The organism is Paenibacillus sp. BR2-3, from assembly GCF_046529485.1.
In the GTDB taxonomy this organism is placed as follows: Bacteria; Bacillota; Bacilli; order Paenibacillales; family Paenibacillaceae; genus Paenibacillus_AQ.
In genome coordinates, this window is sequence record NZ_CP126311.1 from 2506676 (window position 1) to 2530414 (window position 23739).

Consider the following 23739-nt stretch of genomic DNA (forward strand, 5'->3'; position numbering starts at 1 on the left):
GAGTATGTCATGCCGCAGCCGCAGCTTTATAAACTGGATCTTCAGCTTTTTTCAGGAGAGAAGACAGAGAAGGCCACCCCCAAAAAGCGTCAGGAAGCCCGTAACAAAGGACAGGTTGCCCAAAGCCCGGAGCTGTCGGGTGCGCTCGTTCTGCTGTCAGCGGTGCTTTGTCTAAGTATATTTGGCGGTTTTATGAAAGAGCGCTTGATGCTGCTGTACACAGATGTTTTTCTTAACCGAATGACCATGGAAGTTACATCGGAGAATGTGACCTCTCTGCTAAGCGAGTATGGTTTGCAAATATTAATTTTACTTGCCCCAATGCTCGGCATCACCTTCATTATTGCAATCGCAGGTAATCTTGCTCAAGTTGGTTTTATGGCTACAGGAGAAGGATTAACACCCAAGTTCAGTAAGATTGATCCGATTAAAGGCTTTAAAAATATTGTCTCCATGCGCTCTTTTGTTGAATTTTTAAAGTCGATTTTCAAGCTTTTAGTGATTTCCTATTTGGTGTACAGCACGTTATGGGGACAGAAAGGCAGCTTTGCTTCCCTGTCTCATGTAAATATGGAAGGAATCCTTAAGTTTACTGCCAGTATGACTATGAGTCTGGGTATCAAAATCGGAGCGGCACTGATGGTTATGGCTGCCCTGGACTACATATATCAGCGTTATGAGCATGAGAAAAGTCTGAAAATGTCCAAGCAGGACATCAAGGATGAGTATAAAAAGTCAGAGGGCGATCCCCTCATTAAAGGCAAGATCAGGGAACGCCAACGCAGAATGGCTATGCAGCGGATGATGCAGGAGGTTCCCAAGGCGGATGTTATTATTACGAACCCGACTCACTTCGCAGTTGCCCTGAAATATGACGGGACTAAGATGGAAGCTCCACAAATCGTGGCTAAGGGCCAGGATTATGTAGCACTCCGTATCCGTGAACTTGCCAAGGAGCATGGCGTTATGACAATGGAAAATAAGCCGCTGGCGCGGGCGCTGTTTCAAAGGGCGGAAATCGGGGATGTTGTGCCCTCCGATCTCTTCCAGGCAGTAGCCGAAGTGCTGGCATATGTATATAAGCTTAAGGGCAAGGCCAGATAAGACGGGGAGGTCAAGACCATTGAAAGCAAAAGATCTAACAGTTCTGCTGGGAATCATCGGCATCGTGCTTATGATGATTCTTCCAATCCCGGAATGGCTTCTGGACGTTCTTCTTGTTATTAATATTTCCATAGCGTTAATTATCATTCTGGTCGCTATGAATACCAAAGAAGCTTTGGAATTTTCAATATTTCCATCCCTGCTGCTCATTACCACCCTTTTTCGGCTGGCCTTAAATATTTCAACTACAAAGCTGATTCTTTCCCACGGACAAGCTGGCTCGGTTGTGGCGACGTTCGGCAGTTGGATTGCCGGAGGACAAATCGCTGTCGGGTTTATCGTGTTTCTGATTTTGGTCGTTGTACAGTTTATTGTAATTACCAAGGGCTCCGAGCGGGTTGCCGAGGTTGGAGCGCGTTTTACACTCGACGCGATGCCCGGCAAGCAGATGAGTATTGACGCTGACCTTAACGCCGGAATGATCAACGAGCAGCAAGCGCGTGACCGGCGCCGCAACGTAGAGCGTGAGGCGGATTTCTATGGTGCCATGGATGGTGCGAGCAAGTTTGTCAAAGGTGACGCCATTGCGAGTATTATTATCCTGCTAATCAACCTGATCGGCGGGTTTATTATTGGAATGACGATTAAGGGCATGCCCTTTCAAGATGCACTTTCGACTTATTCCGTTCTGACCATTGGTGATGGTCTCGTCAGCCAAATACCAGCCCTGCTGATCTCGACCGCTGCCGGTCTTATCGTAACCCGGGCATCTTCATCGGGCAATCTGGCAGAGGATTTGACAAAGCAATTATTTTCTTATCCTAAGTTGTTATATATTGTCTCAATTACTATAGCATTTCTTGGTTTATTTACCCCGATTCATATCATCACTACTCTACCTCTAGCCGGACTTTTGGCTTTTGCCGCTTACCGGATGGGACAGAATTTGAACCGCAAACAGATTGCCGAGGAGCAGCTCGTCGAGGAGAAACAGATCGAAGAGGTGCGCAGTCCGGAAAGTGTGATCAATCTGCTGTCTGTAGACCCCATCGAATTTGAATTTGGTTATGGTCTGATCCCCTTGGCAGATACGGGACAGGGCGGTGACTTGCTGGATCGAATCATCATGATTCGACGGCAATGTGCGCTTGAAATGGGACTGGTTGTACCTGTTATTCGTATTCGCGACAATATTCAACTAAAACCGAATGAATATGTCATAAAAATTAAAGGAAATACCGTTGGCGGTGGTGAATTATTACTTAATCACTATCTTGCTATGAGTCCCGGATACGATGATGAGTCTATTCATGGAATTGAGACGGTGGAGCCTTCGTTCGGACTCCCTGCCTTATGGATTGATGAATCTGTAAAAGAACGGGCAGAGTTGTCCGGTTATACGGTTGTTGATCCGCCATCCGTAGTAGCAACACATCTGACGGAGCTTATCAAACGCCACGGACACGAGCTGCTTGGACGCCAAGAGACCAAATTGCTGGTCGACAATCTTCGCGAGAACTACTCTGTTCTTGTCGATGAATTAATTCCATCGGTGCTCGGTATTGGGGATATTCAGAAGGTTTTGGCCAAGCTGCTGCGTGAGAAGATTTCAATCCGGGATCTGGTTACGATTTTTGAAACGCTTGCTGATTATGGAACCTATTCCAAGGACCCGGACATTCTTACGGAGTATGTGCGTCAGTCGCTATCCAGACAGATTACCCAGCAGTTCTCACAACCTGGAGAAACCCTTCGGGTAATTACGGTGGGACCGACACTGGAGAAGAAAATTGCCGAGAGTGTCCAGCAATCCGAACAGGGAAGCTATTTGGCACTTGATCCCGTGTCTACTCAGACTGTGTATCAACGGCTTATGGAGCAGATAAACCGTCTGTTGCAGTCGGGACAGCAGCCAATCGTCCTGACATCGCCGACCATTCGCATGTACTTACGACAGGTGATCGAACGGACAATGCAGGACATACCCGTATTGTCTTATAGTGAGCTTGAGCCAAATATTGAAATTCAAAGCGTTGGAGTGGTGAATTTATGAGAGTGAAGCGTTACGTTGTCGACACGATGCCGGACGCCATGCATTCCATCCGCAGCGAGCTTGGAAGTGATGCTGTCATTTTGAGCACCAAAGAGATCAAGATCGGTGGATTCATGGGTTTGTTTCAAAAAAAGAAAATTGAGGTTGTCGCCGCTGTGGAACAGGAACAGAAGCGTGTTGTTCCCGAGAGACCGGCTCCTTCACTTAGTGTTCCGAGAAACGCTGTCCCGCAAGCTTACATGAAAGCCTCGGCAGCCCCGGCAGCTTCTGCAGTGAAGAAGCCGGCTGAGAATCGTACTTATGCTGAACTCGCGGCTGCTTTAACCGATGCTGTTGCTCAGAGCAACGTCGCGGTTCTGGAGGAGCCTTTAGATGGAGAACAGGACAGTGATGCAAAAGACATAGTTCCGTCCGCTCCCGCTAAGACAAATCTAACCTCAGGTTCAGCTCTGTATGAATCGAGGGACATCAAAAGTATGCCCGCCGCGCCTTCAGTGCCAGATAACAATGAGGTTCTGCACGAGATTAAGGAAATGAAGCAATGGATGGAGCGTTTCACAAGACAAGCCTCAGGGGCAAGAGATTTGCCTGTGCCACTTGAACTTATCCGAGAGCGCTTGGTTGAGCAGGATTTGGATGCTGACCTTGCCGAACAATGGATTGATGCAGTATTCGATCAATGGACCAGCGAGGGCCGAAACTGGACATCAGAGCAGTTTCAAGCCTCCTTGAAGGAGCAAGTCTCCTGTTTTTTGTCGAATCGAATGGGTAATGGCATTGCACGGGATACACGTATTTTATATATCGCAGGCCCGACTGGTGTAGGTAAAACTACCACTATTGCAAAGCTGGCTGCAGAGCAATTGTTCAGGCAGGGACGGAAGGTCGGTCTAATAACTTCCGATACCTACCGCATATCCGCTGTTGAGCAACTAAGAACTTATGCAGCTATCCTGAATGTTCCGCTGGAGGTTGTACAATCGCCGGGCGATATGCAGCGGGCATTGTCACGGCTGGAAAGCTGCGATCTTATCCTTATGGATACGGCTGGCCGGAATTATCGCAACGAGATGCTGGTAGCTGAACTGCAAAGCCTGTTAGCCAAGGAATGGCAGAGTGAAACCTATCTGGTCCTCAGCCTGACATCAAAGAGCCGGGATATGAAGATGATCACGGAGCATTTCAGCAAGTACGAGCTGGATAAGGTTTTATTTACCAAGCTTGACGAAACTGGAAGCTACGGACCCCTGTTCAACCTTTTGAAGGATTTCCCCCTTGGCTTGTCCTATTTGTCAAATGGCCAAAATGTGCCTGATGATTTGCTAATGGCCTCTGAAGAGCTGCTGTACGGTATGCTGATAGGAGCGGGTGGAAAATGATGGATCAGGCGCAATCACTAAGACAGCTTGTATCCAGCCAGGACTCCAAGCGAAGCAATGGAGGGGAAGCCACTGCCCGTATTATTACGGTGTGCAGTGGTAAAGGCGGAGTAGGCAAATCGAACTTCACATTAAATTTTGCCCTGGCTTTAAAGGCTATGGGCAAAAGGGTCCTGTTATTCGATGCCGATATTGGCATGGCTAACATTGATGTGCTGATGGGTGTATCATCGAAGTATAATCTGTATCACTTGCTAAAACGGGAAGCGGAAATTGATCAAATCATTCAGCTTGGACCCAACTCGCTTCCATTTATAGCCGGTGGCTCGGGTATGGATGAATTATTTTCATTATCCGATTCTGACCTGAATTACTTTACATCACAGATCGCACAGATTGCCGACAGTATGGATTTTATCCTGTTCGACACAGGTGCCGGGCTTTCAAAGGAAACCATGAAGTTCATTACTTCGGCGGATGATTGTCTGGTTGTTACAACCCCGGAGCCGACAGCGATCACAGATGCTTACGCTCTGATGAAGGTTGTCCATAATTCGCATCCTGAAGTAGCTTTTAAACTAATCGTTAACCAGGCTGGAGATGAGAAAGAAGCGACAGCGACCAGCGACAGAATCCGGATGGCTGCGGATCGATTTTTGCAACTGAGCATACCTTTTCTAGGATATATCAGCGCTGATACCCATGTGGTACAGGCCGTTAAGAAACAAATTCCGTTCTCAATGGCTTTTCCGAACAGTGCCGCTGCCAAGGATATTCAAAGACTGACTCTGAGTTACCTGGCATGCAGTCCTAAGGAGATAAGCAAGCTGCAGGGAATTAAAGGTTTTATCAGCAAATGGCTGAAACGCTCTAAATAATTGTTCTGAATTTCAGGAACAGAGGTGGAAATGATATGGAGCCATATAAAGTTTTGGTTGTGGATGATTCGGCATTTATGCGCAAAATCATTTCCGATTTAATTGAAAATGACGCTGACTTTCAAGTAACGGCAACGGCCTCCAATGGTCGCGAGGCTATTGACAAGATAAACGAGCTCTCTCCGGATCTTGTGACAATGGACGTGGAAATGCCGGAAATGAATGGCTTGGAAGCGCTGAAAATAATAATGGCCTCTCATCCGCTGCCGGTTATCATGCTGTCAGGCATTAATGAAGAGGGCATGAAGGAAACCATCCTGGCGCTCGAATGGGGGGCTTTTGATTTTATCCGCAAGCCTTCAATCTCGAATTCGCAGGATATCATAGGGGTTGGCGAATCGCTGCGGGAACAAATGAAAGAAGCGATGCTGGCTCGCCAGCAGAGAGAGGCCAGAGCCACCGCTCATAGAACTGTAGAGGCTGTACCGCCGGATGTAAGTTCTACAACCGTTCCCGGCATCCCAATGGTGCTGCCTCCCCCTAAGAAAAGTATTGAAAAGTTAGATGAAACAGACGGCAAGCCACAGCGCAGCCTGACGGGGCCTAAGCCGCCACCGGATCGTAGAATTTCTACCGGTTCCAAAGCAGTCGGAAAGGGATCTGACATTGCGAAATCGGGGAGAGACGTCCCCCAAAGTATCCTTAAGCCTTTGGTTTCACCGCCGAAGCCGGCCGCAGAGAAATTAAGGAATCGAGTCAAGGCTGAGATTAAGCCGATTGCACCTTTTGCAAAGGAGATCCCGGCGACCGAAGCGGTTCCTGACATTCCAAAGGCTGTCGGGGACAGGAAGATTTCAGGTGCCGAAGGAATCCGCAAGCTGGTCGCAGTGGGCTGCTCGACAGGTGGCCCCCGTGCATTGAAGGAATTGCTGGAGAACATACCGGCCGACTTTCCGGCACCCATCGTTATTGTCCAGCATATGCCGCCCAACTTCACCAAGTCACTCGCACAGCGTCTGAATACGTTCAGCCCACTGGAAGTGACAGAGGCTGAACAGGGCATGGTACTGCGGCAAGGATCAGCTTACATTGCTCCCGGGGGCTACCACATGAAAATATCCTCTTCTGCCGGCGGGCAATTCATCATTTCACTGACCAAGGAAGAGGTCCGGAACGGACATCGCCCTTCTGTGGACACCCTGTTCGAATCTCTGCTTTCACTGACATCTCTGGAACGACATGCGGTAATAATGACGGGAATGGGCAGCGACGGGGCCAAAATGATGAAGTCTTTATACGACTCAGGGGTTACATCCACCTTTGCGGAGAGTGAGGAAACCTGTGTGGTATATGGAATGCCGCGTTCCGCGGTGGAATTGCAGTGCGTTAGTCATATCCTGCCTTTGCAAGAAATTGCTCCAAAGCTGGTGCAAGTCGTTAAGTAACGGAAAAGTGAACTCACGAGGAGGTGTCTCACAATGGACATGAACCAATATTTATCCATGTTTATTGATGAGTCAAATGATCATCTGCAGTCATTGAACGAAAATATGATGGGGCTTGAAGCAAATCCTGAAGATTTAAGTATCGTACAGGTGATTTTCAGGTCAGCACATACCTTGAAAGGTATGGCGGCAACTATGGGCTACGAAGATTTGGCTTCACTTACGCATCAGATGGAGAATGTACTTGATCTGGTCCGCAATGGCAAGCTGCGCATGCAGGATTTTATTTTTGATACCTTGTTCAAAAGCTTGGACGCGCTGGAGTCTATGGTTGAGAATATAACCGGAGGCGGAGACGGTAAAGCTGATGTTTCGTCTATTGTTGCCTCGCTTCAGGCTATCGTGCGCGGGGAAATACCTGCTGCTGACGGTGCTTCTGTTGCCGGTTCAGTGCCTGCGCCTGATAAAGGTGCAAATACCCCCATCCTTCTTGACGAGTTCCAATTCTCAGTTCTGGAGCAGTCGATTCAGGAAGGGCATAAGGTAATTTATGTTGAAGTCACGATTCGTCAGGATTGTCAGCTAAAAGCAGTCCGAGCCTATATGGTCTTTGATCTGCTGGAACGTTCCGGTGAAGTGGTGAAATCATTCCCTTCGGTCCAAGATATCGAGCAGGAGAAATTTGACCAAAGCTTCTCCCTCTACTACATAACCCAAAAAGAAGCAGAAGAAATTCAGACCATGGTTTTGAGTTTATCCGAAATTGATAAAGTAACCGCTGTAACGCTTGACCGGGAATCCCTTGAACAGTTGGGCCAGGAAGCTGCGGCAACCCTTGAGGTGCCTGCTCCAATAGCTCCTTCAGCAACTTCTTCACCTGCAGCTGTGGCTCCTGTCCCTGCTGTTCAGTCGAAGGAGGAGGGGCCAAAAGCAGCAGCCAGAGCGGCGTCAGGCGGCGCTCCATCAAGAACGATTCGTGTGGATATTGAACGGTTGGACGTTCTGATGAATTTGTTCAGCGAGCTGCTTATCGACCGGGTGCGGCTGGAGCAGCTGGCTTCCGAAGTGCAGAATCAGGATCTTACAGAAACGGTTGAACACATGAGCCGGGTAAGTGCCGATTTGCAGAACATTGTTATGAAGCTGCGGATGGTTCCGGTAGATACCGTATTTAACCGTTTCCCGCGAATGGTGCGGGATCTTGCCAAATCGCTTGATAAGAAGGTTGATCTTGTCGTCACTGGTGCGGAGACAGAGCTTGACCGGACGGTTATCGATGAGATTGGCGACCCCCTTGTCCATCTGCTTCGTAATGCAGTAGATCATGGGGTGGAATCCATTGCAGATCGTATTGCTGCTGGCAAGCCGGAGACAGGGACCATTAACTTACGCGCATTTCACAGCGGTAATCATGTCTTCATTGAAATTGAGGAAGATGGCGCCGGCATTTCACGAGAGAAGGTATTGAAGTCAGCTCTCAAAAAAGGCGTGATTACGCCCGACCAGGCTTCAGGCATGACCGATTCGGAGGTCTACCAGCTGTTGTTTGCCCCGGGCTTCAGTACAGCAGAGGTCATTTCCGATATTTCAGGCCGCGGTGTGGGTCTGGATGTCGTCAAAGCAAAAATCACTTCACTGGGCGGCAACGTGACCATATATTCAACACTGGGAAAAGGAACAAACTTTTCGGTGCAGCTTCCACTTACGCTTTCGATCATCGCGGCGATGCTCATCCGATTGGGTTCTGAGAAATTTGCGATTCCGCTCTCTTCTATCGTAGAGACCGGAATAGTGAAGAAATCTCAAATACGCACAATACATGGAAACAAAATGCTGGAGTTCCGCAATACTCATATTCCGCTAGTTTCTCTTAGCCGTATTTTTTCAATACCCGACTATGATGAGAGCACAGAAGACGAGACGGAAATTGTGGTTGTTCGTAAGGGAGAACGTCTCGTCGCATTGGCAGTTCAGGATTTTATCGGTCAGAACGAGATCGTTATTAAAAATCTGGGAAAATATCTGCCAGAGGTTCAGGGAATATCCGGCGCCACAATTTTGGGTGACGGACAAGTAGCACTCATTATTGATCCGAACGCTTTTATTAAATAACTAGGATAGAACAGGGAGGTTCATTCCATGGCTGAAGATATTAAAGTGATTGTGTTCAAATTAGGCTCTGAGGAATACGGTATTGAAGTTGAAAAGGTACAAACTATCGAGCGTATGATGCCGATTACGCGTGTACCGAAAACTTACTCCTTTATCAAGGGTGTCATCAATCTGCGCGGCGTTGTCATTCCCGTGATTGATCTTAGGGGACGTTTCGGTATCGAAGAGGCTGAGCATACAGATCAAACACGTATTATTATTGTAGCGGTTAACGAAATGGAAGTCGGCTTCATTGTTGACTCTGCCAATGATGTTATCGATTTGAACAGAGATTCTGTGGACACCCCACCGGATGTGGTAGGCGGTATCAAAGCGAAATATCTGGATGGAGTGGCTAAAATCGGAGAAGTTCGTCTGCTTATTATGCTTAACCTGTCCGAGGTGCTTAATAAGGGTGAAATTGTACAATTGGAAAGTATAGAGGACTAGCTTATGGAACTATTCAAACATTTTAAAGATTTTAAAATGGATGTTCTAAAAGAAGTTGGTAATATTGGAGCCGGGAACGCCGCCACTGCGTTATCCCAGCTCTTGAATAAGCCGATTGATATGGCTGTCCCCAAAGTACAGCTGCTGAGTTTTGAAGAGATTACTGAAAAAGTAGGCGGGGCGGAAAACCTGGTGTACGCAGTATTCCTGCGTGTCGAAGGTGAAGCTCCAGGCAATCTCTTCTTTATTCTGACGCCGGAAGCGGCCATGAGCTTGCTAAGCCGCGTTGCTGGCATTGAAATCTCAGGTGGCGAGGAGCTGAGTGAGATGGAGCTCTCCGCATTGAATGAAATCGGAAATATATTGGCAGGTTCCTATTTGTCTTCTTTGGCGGACTTCACTTCTCTTTCCATGTATCCTACAGTTCCGGCGCTCGCAATGGATATGGCAGGGGCAATATTAGGCTACGGGCTGCTCCAATTCGGACAGATGGGTGATGATGCCCTGTTAATTGATACAACCTTTCTGGAGGGACAGGACGAAATCGAAGGGCAATTCTTCCTCATACCGGACCCGGAATCGTTCCCGAAAATTTTCAAGTCACTAGGAGTACCGTTCGAAGATGATTGAGGAGCAAAGTATAGTCAAGGTAGGAATGGCAGATCTCAATGTAGGGAGTCAAGAAAGCCTGATCCGGACAACCGGCCTTGGCTCCTGCGTGGGATTGACCTTGTTTGATCCCGGAAAAAAGCTTGCCGGGATGGCTCATGTCATGCTGCCTTCCTCCGATATTGCCCGGGAAGGACAGCTGAATATCGCAAAGTTTGCAGATACTGCTGTACCGGAGCTCTTATCGCGCCTGTTGGAGCTGGGAGCTGTCCGCAGCAGGATCGTAGCCAAAATGGCCGGAGGTTCACAGATGTTCGCTTTTGCAGGGGGGAACGATACAATGAGAATTGGACCTCGCAATGTGGAGTCCTGTAAGCTTGCTCTTGAAGCTCTGAATATACCGCTCATTGCCGAAGATACGGGCGGCAGTTTTGGCCGGACGATAGAAATTGCCTGCAGCACTGGAGTTTTGTACATCCGAAGTGTGCAAAAAGGCTCTAAGGAAATATAATGATGATCGGAAACATTTTGATAAATGTACTGTTTGGGTTGATAGGATTTGTATTAACCTTCCTTGTAACTTTTGGACATAATTTGTTGTTGACCAGTCTGGTACGCGGTTTTTTCGGATTTATCCTTTGGTTTATGCTTGCGTTCGTCTTGAGATGGGTATTGGGTTTTATCTTGCGTTCCTCCATGGAAGTTGACAGCGAGGGTTTAGGCGCTACACTTGATATAATGACCCCTGACGAGGATGAGGAACTGAAAAATTTGCTGAAACCAAAGCCGGGCCAAGGAAACGGAAGTGATCCCGGATTTAAGCCGCTGCAGCCGCCAAAACTGGTCTCAACAAAAGATCCGGAAGAATTGGCCAAGGCCGTTCGTCACCTGAAAGAAGAATAAGCATGCGCTGTGGCGGAAACCGGTTATGCCTATTAGCCAAGCAAACTTTGTTTCGCCGCATTAGCCCGCTGACTAAACTTTGGGAAGGGTGAAAGCTATTGAACGAGCGTAAAGCTTCTCAATCGGAAACTGACGGGCTATGGGAACAGTGGAAAGAACACGGAGATCCGGAAGCCAAAAAAAGACTGATTGAGAATTATCTCCACATTGTAGATTATGTATCCAGTCGTCTGGCTGTAGGTTTACCCAAAAATGTCTCTAAGGATGATTTGGCCAGTAATGGGGTCATGGGACTGATTGACGCCATTGAGAAGTTTGATTATAAACGCGGACTTCAATTCCAGACCTATGCCTCCTGGCGTGTAAGGGGTGCTATTCTGGATTCCTTGCGCCAAAGCGACTGGGTACCCCGATCTGTTCGTGAAAAAGCTAAAAAGATCGAGGATGCTTATCAGCAGCTGGAACAAAAATATTTACGGTCAGTAAGCGACGAAGAAATGAGTCAGCATCTGAATATTAGTGAACAGGAATTCCAAACGATGCTGCAGGATGTTGCAGTGATGTCTCTTTGTTCCCTTGAAGATCCTATTCGTGAGGAAGAATCAGAGACTCGGATGTCCATATTGGTGGACGATAAAGCTAAAAATCCCGACCGCAAGGTAAATGAGTTTTATTTACGTGAAACACTCACCAAAGGAATCGAGAAATTAACGGTGAAAGAACGGACCGTTGTGTCCCTTTTATATTATGAGGATTTGTCTTTAAGTGAGATTGCTGAAGTTATGTCATTGTCTCCATCGCGGATTTCACAGCTCCATTCCAAAGCCATTCTGCGCCTGCGGGGTACACTGGAGAAAAACCGGGATCTTCTGATGCAAAGCGATTAACCATGAGTCGGTTCGTGAAGGGGGAGGATAAAATGATTGGCCATTATGCGTTGAATCACTATTTGAATATTACATTTTCGGATGACAAAGGGATTGCATATCTTCAATTCTCCAAAAAGGATGAGAACTTTGCCTGTACGGTCGAAGATGTAGAAGGATTCTTGCACAGCCACAACATTCGATACGGCCTGCAGCGCAATATCATCGAACGTCTCAGCAGTCATCCGGAGGAATATTTCTTCAATAAAGTATCTATTGCTGTTGGTGATACTGCAACACACGGAACAGATGGACAAGTAGTTATGGCTGTTCATTTGAATGAGGATGCGGATCGAAGACCCAATGAGAAGGCTGATGGAAAGGTCGATTATAAAGACTTTAACCGGCTGAGCAATGTCCGTAAAGGGCAATTGATTGCAACGATCACCCCTCCGCAGCCCGGAACGCCCGGAAAGACTGTGACAGGTGAAGAAATACCCAACAAACCGGGTAAGGAAGCTTATTTTAAAATTGGTAAAAATGTTCTGCTGGATAATAACCAGACTTCGATGTATGCAGCTATTGACGGACTTATTACCCTGACGGATAAAGGCAAGATTAATGTGTTCCCTGTATATGAAATTAATGGTGACGTTGATTATAGTATTGGCAATATTGATTTTGTCGGGACCGTTGTTATTCGGGGGAATGTGCTTACGGGCTTCACTGTGAAGTCGGCTGGAGATATCCGGGTAGTTGGGGGCGTAGAAGGCGCAGAATTGATTTCCGGTGGATCGATTGAGATTACAGGCGGGATCATCGGGTATAACAAAGGCCATATTACCGCCGAGGGCAATGTAAAAGTATCTTTTATTCAGGACGGTACTGTTATAGCTGGTGAAGACGTTTTCGTGTCCCAAAGCATTATGCATTCCAACATCCGTGCTGGCCGTAATGTAATATGCAATGGCACGAAGGGATTAATTGTTGGTGGAATTGTTCAGGCCGGAGAGAAGGTTGTGGCACGTACAATCGGAAATACCATGTCGACAGCGACTGCCATTGAGGTTGGCGTACTCCCTGAGCTCAGAAATGAAATCAATGAACTGCGGCACCAGCTCCGGCTGTTGCTGGAAAGTGCGGATAAGACGAATAAGGCTTTGTACCTTCTGAATCAATTGGCTACTAATGGTCAGCTATCCCCTGATAAAGTGGCGCTGCGGATAAAGTTAAACGCTACGAAACAGTCTCTGTCAAGGGATGAATCAACAATTAAGAACCGTGTGCTTGAAATCGAAAGATTGCTTGAAGATACTGGAAAAGCTAAAGTGGAAGTGATCAAAACCATTTATGGCGGCTCCAAAATTGTGATTGGAAGATACACCAGATTCGTTAAGGACCCTTCTGAGAGGGTTGTTTTTACTTATAGCGAAGGTGACATAACTATATCACCGTATATCTGATAAGGCTGGCAGCCGTGGCGGCCGGCCATTATGTGTGAGAAGGGGATTGCCGTGAGCCTAAAACCGGTGGAATTGCAAATTGCTCTGCCCCGAACCACCGAGGCGGGGAAAATTCAGAACGAGCTTCAGCATCGGCCTGCACTTCATCAGCAGCAGCTTGCCGGTCAAAATGTGAAGAACAGTCTTGAGCTGACGCAGCGCAGCTCCGGAGTGGACGAATCCTCTGAAACCTCTGTACGGGATGATGGACAGCGCGGGAATAGTTCCGGAGGAAATCCCTCAACGGGAAAGAAGAACAAGCCGGGTAAATACACCGGCGCAGAGCACCCTTACAAAGGGCATAGCATTGATCTGTCGCTGTAAGAAATATTTTATTAGTCAAAGGAGACCGGACACTTGCAACCATGGGTGTATATTGTGCTGTTGGGCGTTTTTGCCATCGGTTACGCGCTAATGCTGCCGGCTCGCGCCCGGAATGGGAATGCAGAGAAGCGGAGTCTGAAAGAGACAGAAGCTGCGCTTGAACTGTATGTGGCGGATATAGAACGTGAGAATGAAGAAATGATTAAGCTTGTGAGTGGCATCAAGCAGCAATCTATAGCGAATCAAGGGGCTTTTCAAGAGCAGCTCAGTGAGCTTAGGACACAATTAGCAGAGCAGCAGCTGAAGTCTCTACAATTGGAAGCTCGTGTAGCCGCAGGTGAAAACGGGCTTCTTCAGATGGCGCTCACGAATAATAAGGAGAATTCAGAGACTAGGGATACAGATGCGGTAAATAAGCTTGCAGCTGATAATACCATTTCAGAACCTGAGATTCAATCCAAGCCGGTGAGTTCCATTAAACTGCGTTATCCAAAGTTATTCGAGCTGAACGAGCAGGGGAAATCGATCGACGCCATTGCGAAAACGGCCGGACTCCAGCGCGGAGAAGTACAATTGATCCTGCAGCTGGCCAAACAGGAGGAATCGGTGTGATTAAGAATCGTTCCTTTATGATTGGACTCGGCTCTGGACTCGTAGCAGGCGCCCTGCTGCTTCAACTGATGAACTCGGCAGGCGTGGCGGAACCTTCGAAAGAGCAAATTATTAAAGAGGCAGCAAAGCTCAATTTGAAAGTGAGCGATCAGGCGGAGAAGCTGCTGACCCAGGAAGAGTGGGCGGCGCTTCAGGAACAGAACATGGAATCCGGCGGAGAGGGCGGGAATGCTGCTAATAGTGGTACACTTTCTCAGCCAGCAGCGGGTATATCTCCTTCTCCTGCAGCAGCACCGGACGCCGCTGCTTCCCCGGCACCGCCTTCAACTCCCGGAGAAGTGCAGCTGCCTGCTGTGAGTGCTGCGCCTGCGGTTACAATGGCTCCTGCATCTTCGGATTCCACGATCGACGGCGTTGTTTCCCTGCGTATCCCGAATGGCAGTACATTAAGGGATGTAGCGAACCTTTTGACTATGGCAGGTGTAATCCAGGATAAAAGCGGTTTTTTACGTGCAGCTGACAGTCGCGGGATAACCAAGGTTATTCAATACGGCAAGTACAGCTTCAATAAGGGCGAAAGCCTTGATTCTATCATTAAGAAGCTGACAACCGCCAAGTAAAGTTCCGCCCTATAGGACGGATTTTTGCGAATATAGCGCACAACGCGTTGCATCCACTCTTAAATTATGATATAGTAGTTGACGGTGTTAAAACACACGCCGGTTGATTTCGACAAGAGGTGCTTTCTTCTGAAGAAAGTCTTGTTGAAAAATGACACGCGGCGGAGGAGACACACAATAAACCAAAACTAGGAGGTGTGTGAAGATGGCAGTAATATCTATGAAACAGCTTCTCGAAGCTGGGGTACACTTCGGTCACCAGACTCGTCGTTGGAACCCAAAAATGGATCGTTATATCTTCACTGAAAGAAACGGAATTTACATTATTGACCTGCAAAAAACGGTCAAGAAGGTAGAAGAAGCTTACAACTTTGTAAAAAGCGTCGCTGGCGACAACGGCACAATCCTTTTCGTAGGAACAAAGAAACAAGCACAAGATTCCGTGAAAGAAGAAGCTGAACGTTCGGGTATGTTCTTCATTAACCAACGTTGGCTCGGCGGTACCCTGACTAACTTCCAAACCATTCAAAAGCGTATTGATCGCCTGAAGAAATTGGAAGCTTGGGAAGAAGACGGTACCTTCGCAGTTCTGCCTAAGAAAGAAGTTATCCTTCTCCGCAAAGAGAAAGATCGTCTTGAGAAGTTCCTGGGCGGTATCAAGAACATGAAAGGTTTGCCAAGCGCGTTGTTCATCATTGATCCGCGTAAAGAGCGTATTGCTGTTGCAGAAGCTCGTAAATTGGGTATTCCTATCGTGGCTATCGTAGATACTAACTGCGATCCGGACGAAATCGATTATGTTATTCCGGGCAACGACGACGCTATCCGCGCCGTGAAATTGTTGACTGGTAAAATGGCTGACGCAGTTGTAGAAGCTCACCAGGGCGAAGACACAACTTCAGCTTAATAACTTTCGAACTATAACATGAACTTAAATGAAAAGGGTGGTTGGCAGGTGGATAACCTCTCACTGCCCTTTTTTTAGGATATACGATGTAACTACAATTTATCTGGAGGGAATAACAATGGCAGTAGATGCAAAAGCAGTAAAAGAACTTCGTGAAAGAACAGGCGCGGGTATGCTTGATTGTAAGAAAGCGCTGGAAGAAGCAAACAATGATATTACAAGAGCCGCTGAATTGCTTCGTGAAAAAGGCCTTTCCGCAGCTGCTAACAAAGCAGGCCGGATTGCAACTGAAGGTACTGTTGAATCTTATATCCATGCCGGCGGCCGTATCGGCGTTCTCGTGGAAATCAACTGTGAAACGGACTTCGTTGGTAAAACTGACCAGTTCAAAGATTTCGCACGTGATATCGCTATGCAAATTGCTGCTGCTAACCCTCTTTATGTTCGTCGTGAAGAAGTGCCTGCAGAAGCCCTTGAGAAGGAGAAAGAAATTTTGAAGGCTCAAGCTCTTAACGAAGGCAAGCCTGAAAAAATCATCGAAAAAATGGTTGAAGGCCGCATCAGCAAGTTCTATGAAGAACATTGCTTGCTTGAGCAATCCTTTGTTAAAGACCCTGACAAAACGATCTCCCAGCTGTTGAACGAAAAAGTCAGCACGATCGGCGAGAATATCTCCATCCGCCGTTTTGTGCGTTACGAGCTTGGCGAAGGTTTGGAAAAGAAAGTCGACAACTTTGTTGAAGAAGTAATGGCACAAGTAAATCAATAATTTATCCCCCGGTTAGATCCTGGGCAACCTGATGAATAAATCTATAAAAGAACGGAACACGTTGACGTAGTGTTCCGTCTTTTATAAGAAAGACACCTATAAATGGGTACTAACAACTGGAGCCTGTTAAGGCACCATTGCAAAGTGAGGGTAAACATTTGGAACAGCCGGTATTTAAAAGAGTGGTCCTGAAGGTCAGCGGAGAGTCACTGGCGGGACAAAACGGATACGGTATTGATGCCGACACGATTATTTCCATCGCCGAGCAGGTCAAGGAAGTCGTGGAACTGGGTGTGCAGGTTTCTATCGTCTGTGGCGGAGGCAACATCTGGCGTGGAATTGCCGGAAGTGCAAGCGGTATTGACCGTGCAACTGCGGACTATATGGGCATGTTGGCAACGGTGATGAACTCGCTGGCCCTGCAGGATGCTTTGGAGCAAATCGATGTCCCTACCCGGGTGCAGTCGTCGATCTCCATGCAGCAAATTGCCGAGCCTTATATTCGCCGACGCGCTATCCGTCATCTGGAAAAAGGCCGTGTTGTAATTTTTGCGGCGGGTACGGGCAATCCGTTCTTCTCCACAGATACAACGGCTGCACTGAGAGCGGCTGAGATTGAAGCAGAAGTCATCCTTATGGCGAAGAATAAAGTGGATGGCGTGTATTCAGCAGATCCTTTCAAAGACAGCACTGCCGAGAAGTTTGAACAGCTGACCTACATGGATATGCTGAATAAGAATCTGGGCGTCATGGATTCCACCGCGTCCTCTCTCTGCATGGATAATAATATTCCGCTTATTGTGTTTGCTATTACGGAACAAGGTAATATTAAACGCGTTGTCCTCGGTGAGAAGATCGGAACGATTATTAAAGGGAGTGTAGATTAATGCCACAATCGGTTAAGAAAAATGCCGAAGAACGTATGGAAAAAGCGATTTTGTCGCTGAAGCGTGATTTGGCTACCCTCCGTGCGGGACGCGCCTCTACGGCGCTGCTTGATCGGATTCAAGTTGAATATTACGGTTCGCCTACTCCTATTAATCAGCTTGCCAATATCAATACTCCGGACTCGCGGACACTGTTGATTCAGCCTTGGGATAAAACCTCTATTTCTGATATCGAACGTGCGATTATGAAATCAGATATCGGGCTTACACCGGCTAATGATGGTACTACGATTCGTCTATCCATTCCCCCGCTAACCGAAGAGCGCCGCGGTGAATTGGTGAAATTCACGAAGAAGTTTGGTGAAGAAGCGAAGGTAGCTATCCGGAATATTCGGCGGGATGCCAACGACGATATCAAGAAGATGGAGAAAAACGGAATTTCAGAGGATGAATCCCGTGGACATCAGGAAGATATTCAGAAGACAACGGATAAATTTATTGCCGAGGTCGATAAAGTACTCTTGAACAAAGAGAAAGAAATTATGGAAGTTTAAAGAATTCAAAAGACTAAAAGCCCCTCCGTTTATGGTGGGGTTTGTCTCTTTCTGATAAGAGCTTGGAGGAAACGGAAATGATCAAACGGGTTCAAGAGTGGCTGAATCGGGAAGACCGGCAGCAACCGGTCGTGATTTCACCGGATAATATTCCCAGGCACGTAGCGATTATAATGGACGGCAACGGACGCTGGGCTAAACGTCGTGGACTTCCGCGCATAGTGGGTCATCAGAACGGGATGAAAGCGGTCAAACGTGCCACGATTGCTGCTGATGAGCTGGGTATTGAATACTTGACGATGTATGCCTTCTCGACCGAAAACTGGAAACGGCCAAAGGAAGAGGTTGACTTTCTCATGCGTTTGCCGGAGGAGTTTTTGGCGCTGGAGCTTGATGATTTAGTAGCCAAGAACGTACAGGTGAGAGTAATGGGCGACACGGCTGCTTTGCCTGGTTATACCCGCAGAGCAATGGAAGAAGCAGTGTCCCGTACAGAGAAGAACAATGGACTTATTCTGAATTTTGCTCTGAATTACGGTGGACGCAAAGAGCTTGAAGATTGCATGCGCGCTTTGGGAGAGGACATACGGGCAGGTCTGCTGTCGCCGGAACAGATTACAGCAGATTTGATTGATAGCCGTCTTTTATCCGGAGGCCTTCCTGACCCAGATTTGCTTATTCGGACTAGCGGGGAGATGCGGCTTAGCAATTTCATGCTTTGGCAGCTTGCTTATAGCGAGCTGTGGTTTACGGATGTGTATTGGCCGGAGTTCAACAAAGAGCATTTGCTGGAGGCTGTGGCTGAATACCAGCGCCGTTCACGCCGCTATGGTGGACTGAAGTAGCCTGATAGGAGATGGAAGCCTTTGAAGCAACGATTAATAACCGGTATTGTGGCCGGGGCTTTGTTTTTAGGTCTATGCCTGCTGGGGGGCTGGTGGTATCATCTACTGCTGACTGCTATGGCTCTGATCGGGTACTATGAATTTGTGAAAATGACAGGGGCGCCTTCCTTGAGCGGAAGTGCTGTATTTGGTTATGCGGGTGTACTGTTCTTCATGCTCCCATGGGATCTGCTTGGCATGACTGCGCCATTTTCCTTGGAACGGGGAATTTGGCTCATTCTTTTGGTGTTTCTTTTAATCACAGTGTTTACCAAGAACAAAATGGATATTCGAAGTACCGCAATGCTTTTTACAGGTATTGTATACATTGGGATGGGTTTTTCGTATATGGCTTTGACCCGAGCTTCGGGCGACGGCTACGGCCTAATGTGGACGTTCCTGCTCTTGTCCTGTATTTGGGGCAGTGATGCCGGAGCTTATTTTGTAGGCAGAAGATTCGGGAAGAACAAGCTGTGGCCTGCTATCAGTCCCAACAAAACGGTGGAGGGAGCAGTTGGAGGCGTAATAATCTCCATGGTCATATCCGTTATTTTTGCTATTATCGTTCCTGATCTGCTGACGGTAGGCCGGGCTCTATTAATCGGTCTTTCCTGCGCCTGTTTGGGCCAGCTGGGAGATCTTGTACAATCAGCCTATAAACGGGTATACGGCATTAAAGATTCGGGCTCGCTTCTGCCCGGGCATGGCGGTATTCTTGATCGCTGTGACAGCTGGATTATCGTATTTCCGTTCGTACATATTGTAATGCTCATGCCTTACTATTAACGGAGAAAGCAGGTGCACCTGTGAAAAAAATCAGTGTTCTCGGTTCAACGGGTTCCATTGGCACACAGACGCTGGATGTCGTGGCCATGCACCCGGATTCGTTCGAAGTTGACGGTTTGGCGGCGGGAAATAACACCGGGTTACTGCTGGAGCAGATCCATCGTTTCAAACCGCGTCGGGTTTCCGTGGCTAGTCCACGTCTCGCGGATGAGATCAGATCAAGCCTGCCTGCCGGCGTAAAGCTTTTTAGCGGATCAGAAGGTCTGACAGAGATCGCAGCCGGCGGTGACGCTGACACAGTCGTAACAGCAGTTATGGGCAGTGTCGGCCTGCAATCTACGCTGGCGGCTATAGAGGCCGGAAAGCACATTGGCTTGGCGAACAAGGAGACGCTTGTAACGGCTGGACATCTGGTAACAGAGCTTGCCGCCCGCAAGGGAGTAGCCCTCCTGCCTATTGACAGCGAGCATTCAGCTATTTTTCAATGCTTGAATGGGGAGACCCGTGGAGATGTGGCCGGAATAACACTTACCGCCTCCGGAGGTTCTTTCAGGGATTTCAGCCGTGAGCAGCTGAAGAGCGTGACGGTAGAGGATGCGCTTCGTCATCCCAACTGGACGATGGGTGCCAAAATTACCATCGACTCTGCCACAATGGTGAATAAGGGCCTGGAAGTTATAGAGGCACATTGGCTGTTTGGTTTGTCTTATGAACAAATTAATGTATTGCTGCATCCGGAGAGTATCATCCATTCCTATGTCGAATTTTGTGACAGCAGCATAATCGCTCAGCTCGGTACACCCGATATGCGGGTGCCGATCCAATATGCACTCACTTACCCGCAGAGATGGAACTCACCTGCCCAGCGATTATCACTGGCTGAGATAGGAAGGCTGACGTTCCGTGAGATGGATTATGAAAGATTTCCGGCGCTGAAGCTGGCGGTGGAATGCGGAAAAGCAGGCGGAACGGCAACAACAGCGTTCAATGCGGCTAACGAGATTGCAGTAGGTCGCTTCCTCCGCTCTGAAATTTCATTTTTGCGGATCGAGGAGATCATCGCTGAAACTCTCGAGCGTCATATCAATGAGAGCCATCCGGATTTGGAGCAAATCCAGCATTGCGACCGATCTGTTAGGGAGCTTGCAGCCCGGATGTAGCCCTGAGTGACTTGAAATTTCGGCTTCACCCTGAAAAATAGGCTCAGACTGTTGATTCTCTTGTGCCAGATCGGAGAATAATGATAAATTAAGAGGACATACTTCGGTCTTACACCTAAAGGGGGATGTTATACTTTGGAAATGGTTCAGGTCGTTTTTTTGACGGTGCTCATGTTTTTCGTTCTTGTGACCGTTCATGAATGGGGACATTATTATTTTGCTAAACGCGCCGGTATTCTGGTAAGGGAATTTGCGATCGGTTTCGGCCCGAAACTGTTTTCCTATAAACGCAATGAGACTCAGTTTACGTTGCGGCTGCTCCCATTTGGCGGCTATGCGCGTATGGCCGGCGAAGATCCGGAGATTATCGAGATTGGTGCGGGACAGACCATAGCTGTAAGACTCGGTCAGGATAACAAAGTGAAAAATATTTACCTGGATGGGCTGGATACCCGGAGAAATGTCATTCGCGGAGAGGCTCAATATACCGATCTGGAGAATGATCTGCAAATCAGGCTGGATGTGGACGGAGAAACCACCACCTATGCTGTTCACCCTCAAGCAATGATGATTAGAGGTGGACAACAGACACAGATAGCCCCCAAGGACCGCCAATTCGGGAGCAAAACGGTGGGTCAACGCGCTCTTGCTATCTTTGCGGGACCGCTTATGAACTTCCTGCTTGCTTTTGTTCTGTTCGCTGTACACTTGCAAATGGTTGGAATTCCTCTGGAGAACCCTACTTATGTCAAGATCGGCGATGTCACCCAAGGTATGCCGGCTGCGGAAGCCGGATTGCAAAAGGGAGATATTGTAGAGTCGATTAACGGTGAGAAGATCGGTGCCGATTATCAGAAAATGATCACAATGACCTCTGCGTCCAAAGGGAAGGCCATGGAGTGGTCCATTTTGCGGGGGAACGAGACGATTAACGTTACAATGATTCCGCGCACTATGGAAGGCCAGGAAGGCGGCAAGGTAGGCATTACCCCTGAGCTGCCAAGCAGAAAAGCTACAATCGGTGAAACGATAACCGGTTCCGGGAATGCGATGGTTAACACGACCAAAGTTATTTTTCTGGGCTTTAAGCAGCTGATCAACCAGTTTAATATGGACGATATCGGAGGACCGGTTCGAACTTTTGAAATGACGGGTCAGATTGCTCAGCAGGGTATTCAATATCTTACCTCTTGGGCAGCAATTCTTAGCTTATACCTTGGCATTTTTAATCTGCTGCCGATTCCGGCTCTCGACGGAAGCCGCCTTGTATTCCTGGGTGTTGAGGCTCTGCGGGGCAAGCCAATAGACCCGGGCCGTGAAGGGATGGTTCATTTTGTAGGCTTCGCGATGCTGTTCCTGCTCATGATAGCTGTCACTTATAACGATATTTTACGCCTTATTAGCGGTTAATTTTGCTTTTATTTACGGGAGGAAATCCATTACATGTCCAACAACAACAAACAGTTCGTTACGGAAATTACGCCGCAGGGCGAAGATTTCTCACGCTGGTATATTGATGTAATCAAAAAAGCCGACCTTATGGACTATTCTCCGGTCCGGGGATGTATTGTGTTCAAGCCGGACGGCTTTGAGATCTGGGAGCATATCCAGGAGGAAATGAACCGCCGCTTCAAAGAGACGGGACACCGTAACGCATACTTCCCGATGTTTATTCCAGAGAGCTTTTTCCAGAAGGAAAAGGATCATATTGAAGGCTTTAATCCAGAGCTGCCATGGGTAACCGAAGCGGGTGGAGACAAGCTGGAAGAGCGTCTTGCCATCCGTCCGACTTCAGAGACTATGATCGGTCATATGTATTCCAAATGGATACAATCGTACCGCGATTTGCCGGTGCTCATCAATCAGTGGGCGAACGTCGTCCGCTGGGAGAAACGCACGCTGCCTTTTATCCGCACAAGCGAATTCCTGTGGCAGGAAGGTCATACGGCGCATGAGAATGAAGCCGAGGCCCGCGAAGAGACGATGCAGATGCTGGAGATTTATCGTGATTTCGTCGAAGGATATTTGGCCATTCCGGTGATTACCGGTCAGAAAACACCTTCTGAAAGATTCGCAGGAGCCGTGGACACTTACTCTATCGAAGCCATGATGAAGGATGGACGCGCTGTTCAAGCCGGAACCTCCCATTATCTGGGCACTAAATTTGCGGTGGCTTTTGATATACAATATCTAAGCAGAGACAACGTTCTCGAATATGTGCACACCACCTCATGGGGAACGAGCACGCGCCTGATCGGTTCCATGATTATGGTGCATGGTGATGACCGCGGACTTGCTTTGCCGCCTAAGGTTGCGCCTACTCAAGTAATCATGATTCCAATCGGCCCGCCTAAGACACGGGAAGCTGTGATCGGCCGGACGGACGAGCTGTTCCGCGAGCTGAAGAAAGCAGGAATCCGTGTAAGCGTGGATGACCGCTCCGACGTGACTCCAGGCTGGAAATTTAACGAGTACGAAATGCGCGGAGTGCCTGTACGTCTTGAGCTTGGACCCCGGGATATGGAAAACGGCGTCTGCGTTCTCGTATCACGGATTACGGGTGAGAAGAAGGTCGTTCAGCAGGACAACCTGGTCGAGGAAGTTCAAGCCATGCTGGAGCAGGTGCATAACGAGATGTTCGAGCGTGCCCTCAAATTCCGCGAGGATCACTTCTATTCCGTGGATACCCTGGATGAAATGAAGGCTTCGATGGAAGAGAAGCGCGGCTTCGCTCTGGCAGGCTGGTGCGGCACTGAAGAGTGCGAGTCCAAGGTTAAGGAAGAGACCGGCGCTACAAGCCGCAATATTCCGTTTAATCCCGCTGAGACCAAGCAGGTCTGCATCTGCTGCGGCAAGCCCGCTCAGCATACCGTTGTGTTTGCTAAAGCGTATTAAG

The 23739-nt window shown here is 48.1% G+C and carries 24 protein-coding genes; all 24 read left to right on the forward strand.

Features of this window, described 5'->3' with window-relative positions:
* Nucleotides 1-9: 9 nt before the first annotated feature.
* The 24 genes from flhB (at nt 10) to proS (ending at nt 23738) form a co-directional block, all read left to right on the forward strand.
* Complete coding sequence (gene flhB, locus PaeBR_RS11995; RefSeq protein WP_410510835.1) at nt 10-1104, forward strand: flagellar biosynthesis protein FlhB; 1095 nt, start codon at nt 10-12, stop codon at nt 1102-1104.
* A 19-nt stretch (nt 1105-1123) separates the two neighbouring features.
* Nucleotides 1124-3157: a flagellar biosynthesis protein FlhA gene (gene flhA, locus PaeBR_RS12000; RefSeq protein ID WP_410510836.1), complete on the forward strand. Its 2034-nt coding sequence runs from the start codon at nt 1124-1126 to the stop codon at nt 3155-3157.
* Nucleotides 3154-4536, forward strand: a complete 1383-nt coding sequence (gene flhF, locus PaeBR_RS12005; RefSeq protein ID WP_410510837.1) for a flagellar biosynthesis protein FlhF — start codon at nt 3154-3156, stop codon at nt 4534-4536. Before flhA ends, flhF begins: the two co-directional genes overlap by 4 nt.
* Entirely contained in the window at nt 4533-5414 is an 882-nt protein-coding gene (locus PaeBR_RS12010) for a MinD/ParA family protein (RefSeq protein WP_410510838.1), read from the forward strand. The genes flhF and PaeBR_RS12010 overlap by 4 nt, the downstream gene beginning before the upstream one ends.
* 35 nt (nt 5415-5449) lie before the next feature.
* Nucleotides 5450-6859: a protein-glutamate methylesterase/protein-glutamine glutaminase gene (locus PaeBR_RS12015; RefSeq protein ID WP_410510839.1), complete on the forward strand. Its 1410-nt coding sequence runs from the start codon at nt 5450-5452 to the stop codon at nt 6857-6859.
* A 33-nt stretch (nt 6860-6892) separates the two neighbouring features.
* Nucleotides 6893-8971, forward strand: a complete 2079-nt coding sequence (locus PaeBR_RS12020) for a chemotaxis protein CheW (protein WP_410510840.1) — start codon at nt 6893-6895, stop codon at nt 8969-8971.
* Nucleotides 8972-8998: 27 nt separating this feature from the next.
* Nucleotides 8999-9460, forward strand: a complete 462-nt coding sequence (locus PaeBR_RS12025; RefSeq protein WP_410510841.1) for a chemotaxis protein CheW — start codon at nt 8999-9001, stop codon at nt 9458-9460.
* A gap of 3 nt (nt 9461-9463) precedes the next feature.
* Complete coding sequence (locus PaeBR_RS12030; RefSeq protein ID WP_410510842.1) at nt 9464-10090, forward strand: chemotaxis protein CheC; 627 nt, start codon at nt 9464-9466, stop codon at nt 10088-10090.
* Entirely contained in the window at nt 10083-10580 is a 498-nt protein-coding gene (locus tag PaeBR_RS12035) for a chemotaxis protein CheD (RefSeq protein WP_410510843.1), read from the forward strand. The genes PaeBR_RS12030 and PaeBR_RS12035 overlap by 8 nt, the downstream gene beginning before the upstream one ends.
* Complete coding sequence (locus PaeBR_RS12040) at nt 10580-10972, forward strand: hypothetical protein (protein ID WP_410510844.1); 393 nt, start codon at nt 10580-10582, stop codon at nt 10970-10972. The genes PaeBR_RS12035 and PaeBR_RS12040 overlap by 1 nt, the downstream gene beginning before the upstream one ends.
* A gap of 98 nt (nt 10973-11070) precedes the next feature.
* Nucleotides 11071-11859: a FliA/WhiG family RNA polymerase sigma factor gene (locus tag PaeBR_RS12045; RefSeq protein WP_410510845.1), complete on the forward strand. Its 789-nt coding sequence runs from the start codon at nt 11071-11073 to the stop codon at nt 11857-11859.
* Nucleotides 11860-11891: 32 nt separating this feature from the next.
* Nucleotides 11892-13301 (forward strand): DUF342 domain-containing protein, encoded by a 1410-nt coding sequence (locus PaeBR_RS12050; protein ID WP_410510846.1) that lies wholly within the window; start codon nt 11892-11894, stop codon nt 13299-13301.
* A gap of 66 nt (nt 13302-13367) precedes the next feature.
* On the forward strand, nt 13368-13664 hold the full coding sequence (locus tag PaeBR_RS12055; protein ID WP_410510847.1) for a hypothetical protein: 297 nt from the start codon (nt 13368-13370) through the stop codon (nt 13662-13664).
* A gap of 33 nt (nt 13665-13697) precedes the next feature.
* A complete protein-coding gene (locus PaeBR_RS12060) occupies nt 13698-14276 on the forward strand; it encodes a hypothetical protein (protein WP_410510848.1) in 579 nt (192 codons plus the stop codon).
* On the forward strand, nt 14273-14896 hold the full coding sequence (locus PaeBR_RS12065; RefSeq protein WP_410510849.1) for a hypothetical protein: 624 nt from the start codon (nt 14273-14275) through the stop codon (nt 14894-14896). Before PaeBR_RS12060 ends, PaeBR_RS12065 begins: the two co-directional genes overlap by 4 nt.
* 205 nt (nt 14897-15101) lie before the next feature.
* A complete protein-coding gene (rpsB, locus tag PaeBR_RS12070; protein WP_173133254.1) occupies nt 15102-15803 on the forward strand; it encodes a 30S ribosomal protein S2 in 702 nt (233 codons plus the stop codon).
* A 118-nt stretch (nt 15804-15921) separates the two neighbouring features.
* A complete protein-coding gene (gene tsf / locus PaeBR_RS12075) occupies nt 15922-16572 on the forward strand; it encodes a translation elongation factor Ts (protein ID WP_410510850.1) in 651 nt (216 codons plus the stop codon).
* A gap of 158 nt (nt 16573-16730) precedes the next feature.
* Entirely contained in the window at nt 16731-17459 is a 729-nt protein-coding gene (gene pyrH, locus PaeBR_RS12080) for a UMP kinase (protein WP_410510851.1), read from the forward strand.
* On the forward strand, nt 17459-18013 hold the full coding sequence (gene frr / locus PaeBR_RS12085; RefSeq protein WP_410510852.1) for a ribosome recycling factor: 555 nt from the start codon (nt 17459-17461) through the stop codon (nt 18011-18013). The genes pyrH and frr overlap by 1 nt, the downstream gene beginning before the upstream one ends.
* 77 nt (nt 18014-18090) lie before the next feature.
* Nucleotides 18091-18858: an isoprenyl transferase gene (locus PaeBR_RS12090; protein WP_410510853.1), complete on the forward strand. Its 768-nt coding sequence runs from the start codon at nt 18091-18093 to the stop codon at nt 18856-18858.
* A gap of 21 nt (nt 18859-18879) precedes the next feature.
* On the forward strand, nt 18880-19683 hold the full coding sequence (locus PaeBR_RS12095) for a phosphatidate cytidylyltransferase (RefSeq protein WP_410510854.1): 804 nt from the start codon (nt 18880-18882) through the stop codon (nt 19681-19683).
* A 20-nt stretch (nt 19684-19703) separates the two neighbouring features.
* The gene (locus PaeBR_RS12100) at nt 19704-20843 is read left to right on the forward strand and encodes a 1-deoxy-D-xylulose-5-phosphate reductoisomerase (RefSeq protein ID WP_410510855.1); all 1140 of its coding nucleotides are present in this window, start codon (nt 19704-19706) and stop codon (nt 20841-20843) included.
* Nucleotides 20844-20978: 135 nt separating this feature from the next.
* Nucleotides 20979-22253, forward strand: coding sequence for an RIP metalloprotease RseP (gene rseP, locus PaeBR_RS12105; RefSeq protein ID WP_410510856.1), 1275 nt, complete (start codon nt 20979-20981; stop codon nt 22251-22253).
* Between the two features lie 33 nt (nt 22254-22286).
* Nucleotides 22287-23738 carry a proline--tRNA ligase gene (gene proS / locus PaeBR_RS12110; RefSeq protein WP_410510857.1) on the forward strand — a complete coding sequence of 484 codons (1452 nt, stop codon included), beginning with the start codon at nt 22287-22289 and terminating at the stop codon, nt 23736-23738.
* Nucleotide 23739: the final 1 nt, after the last annotated feature.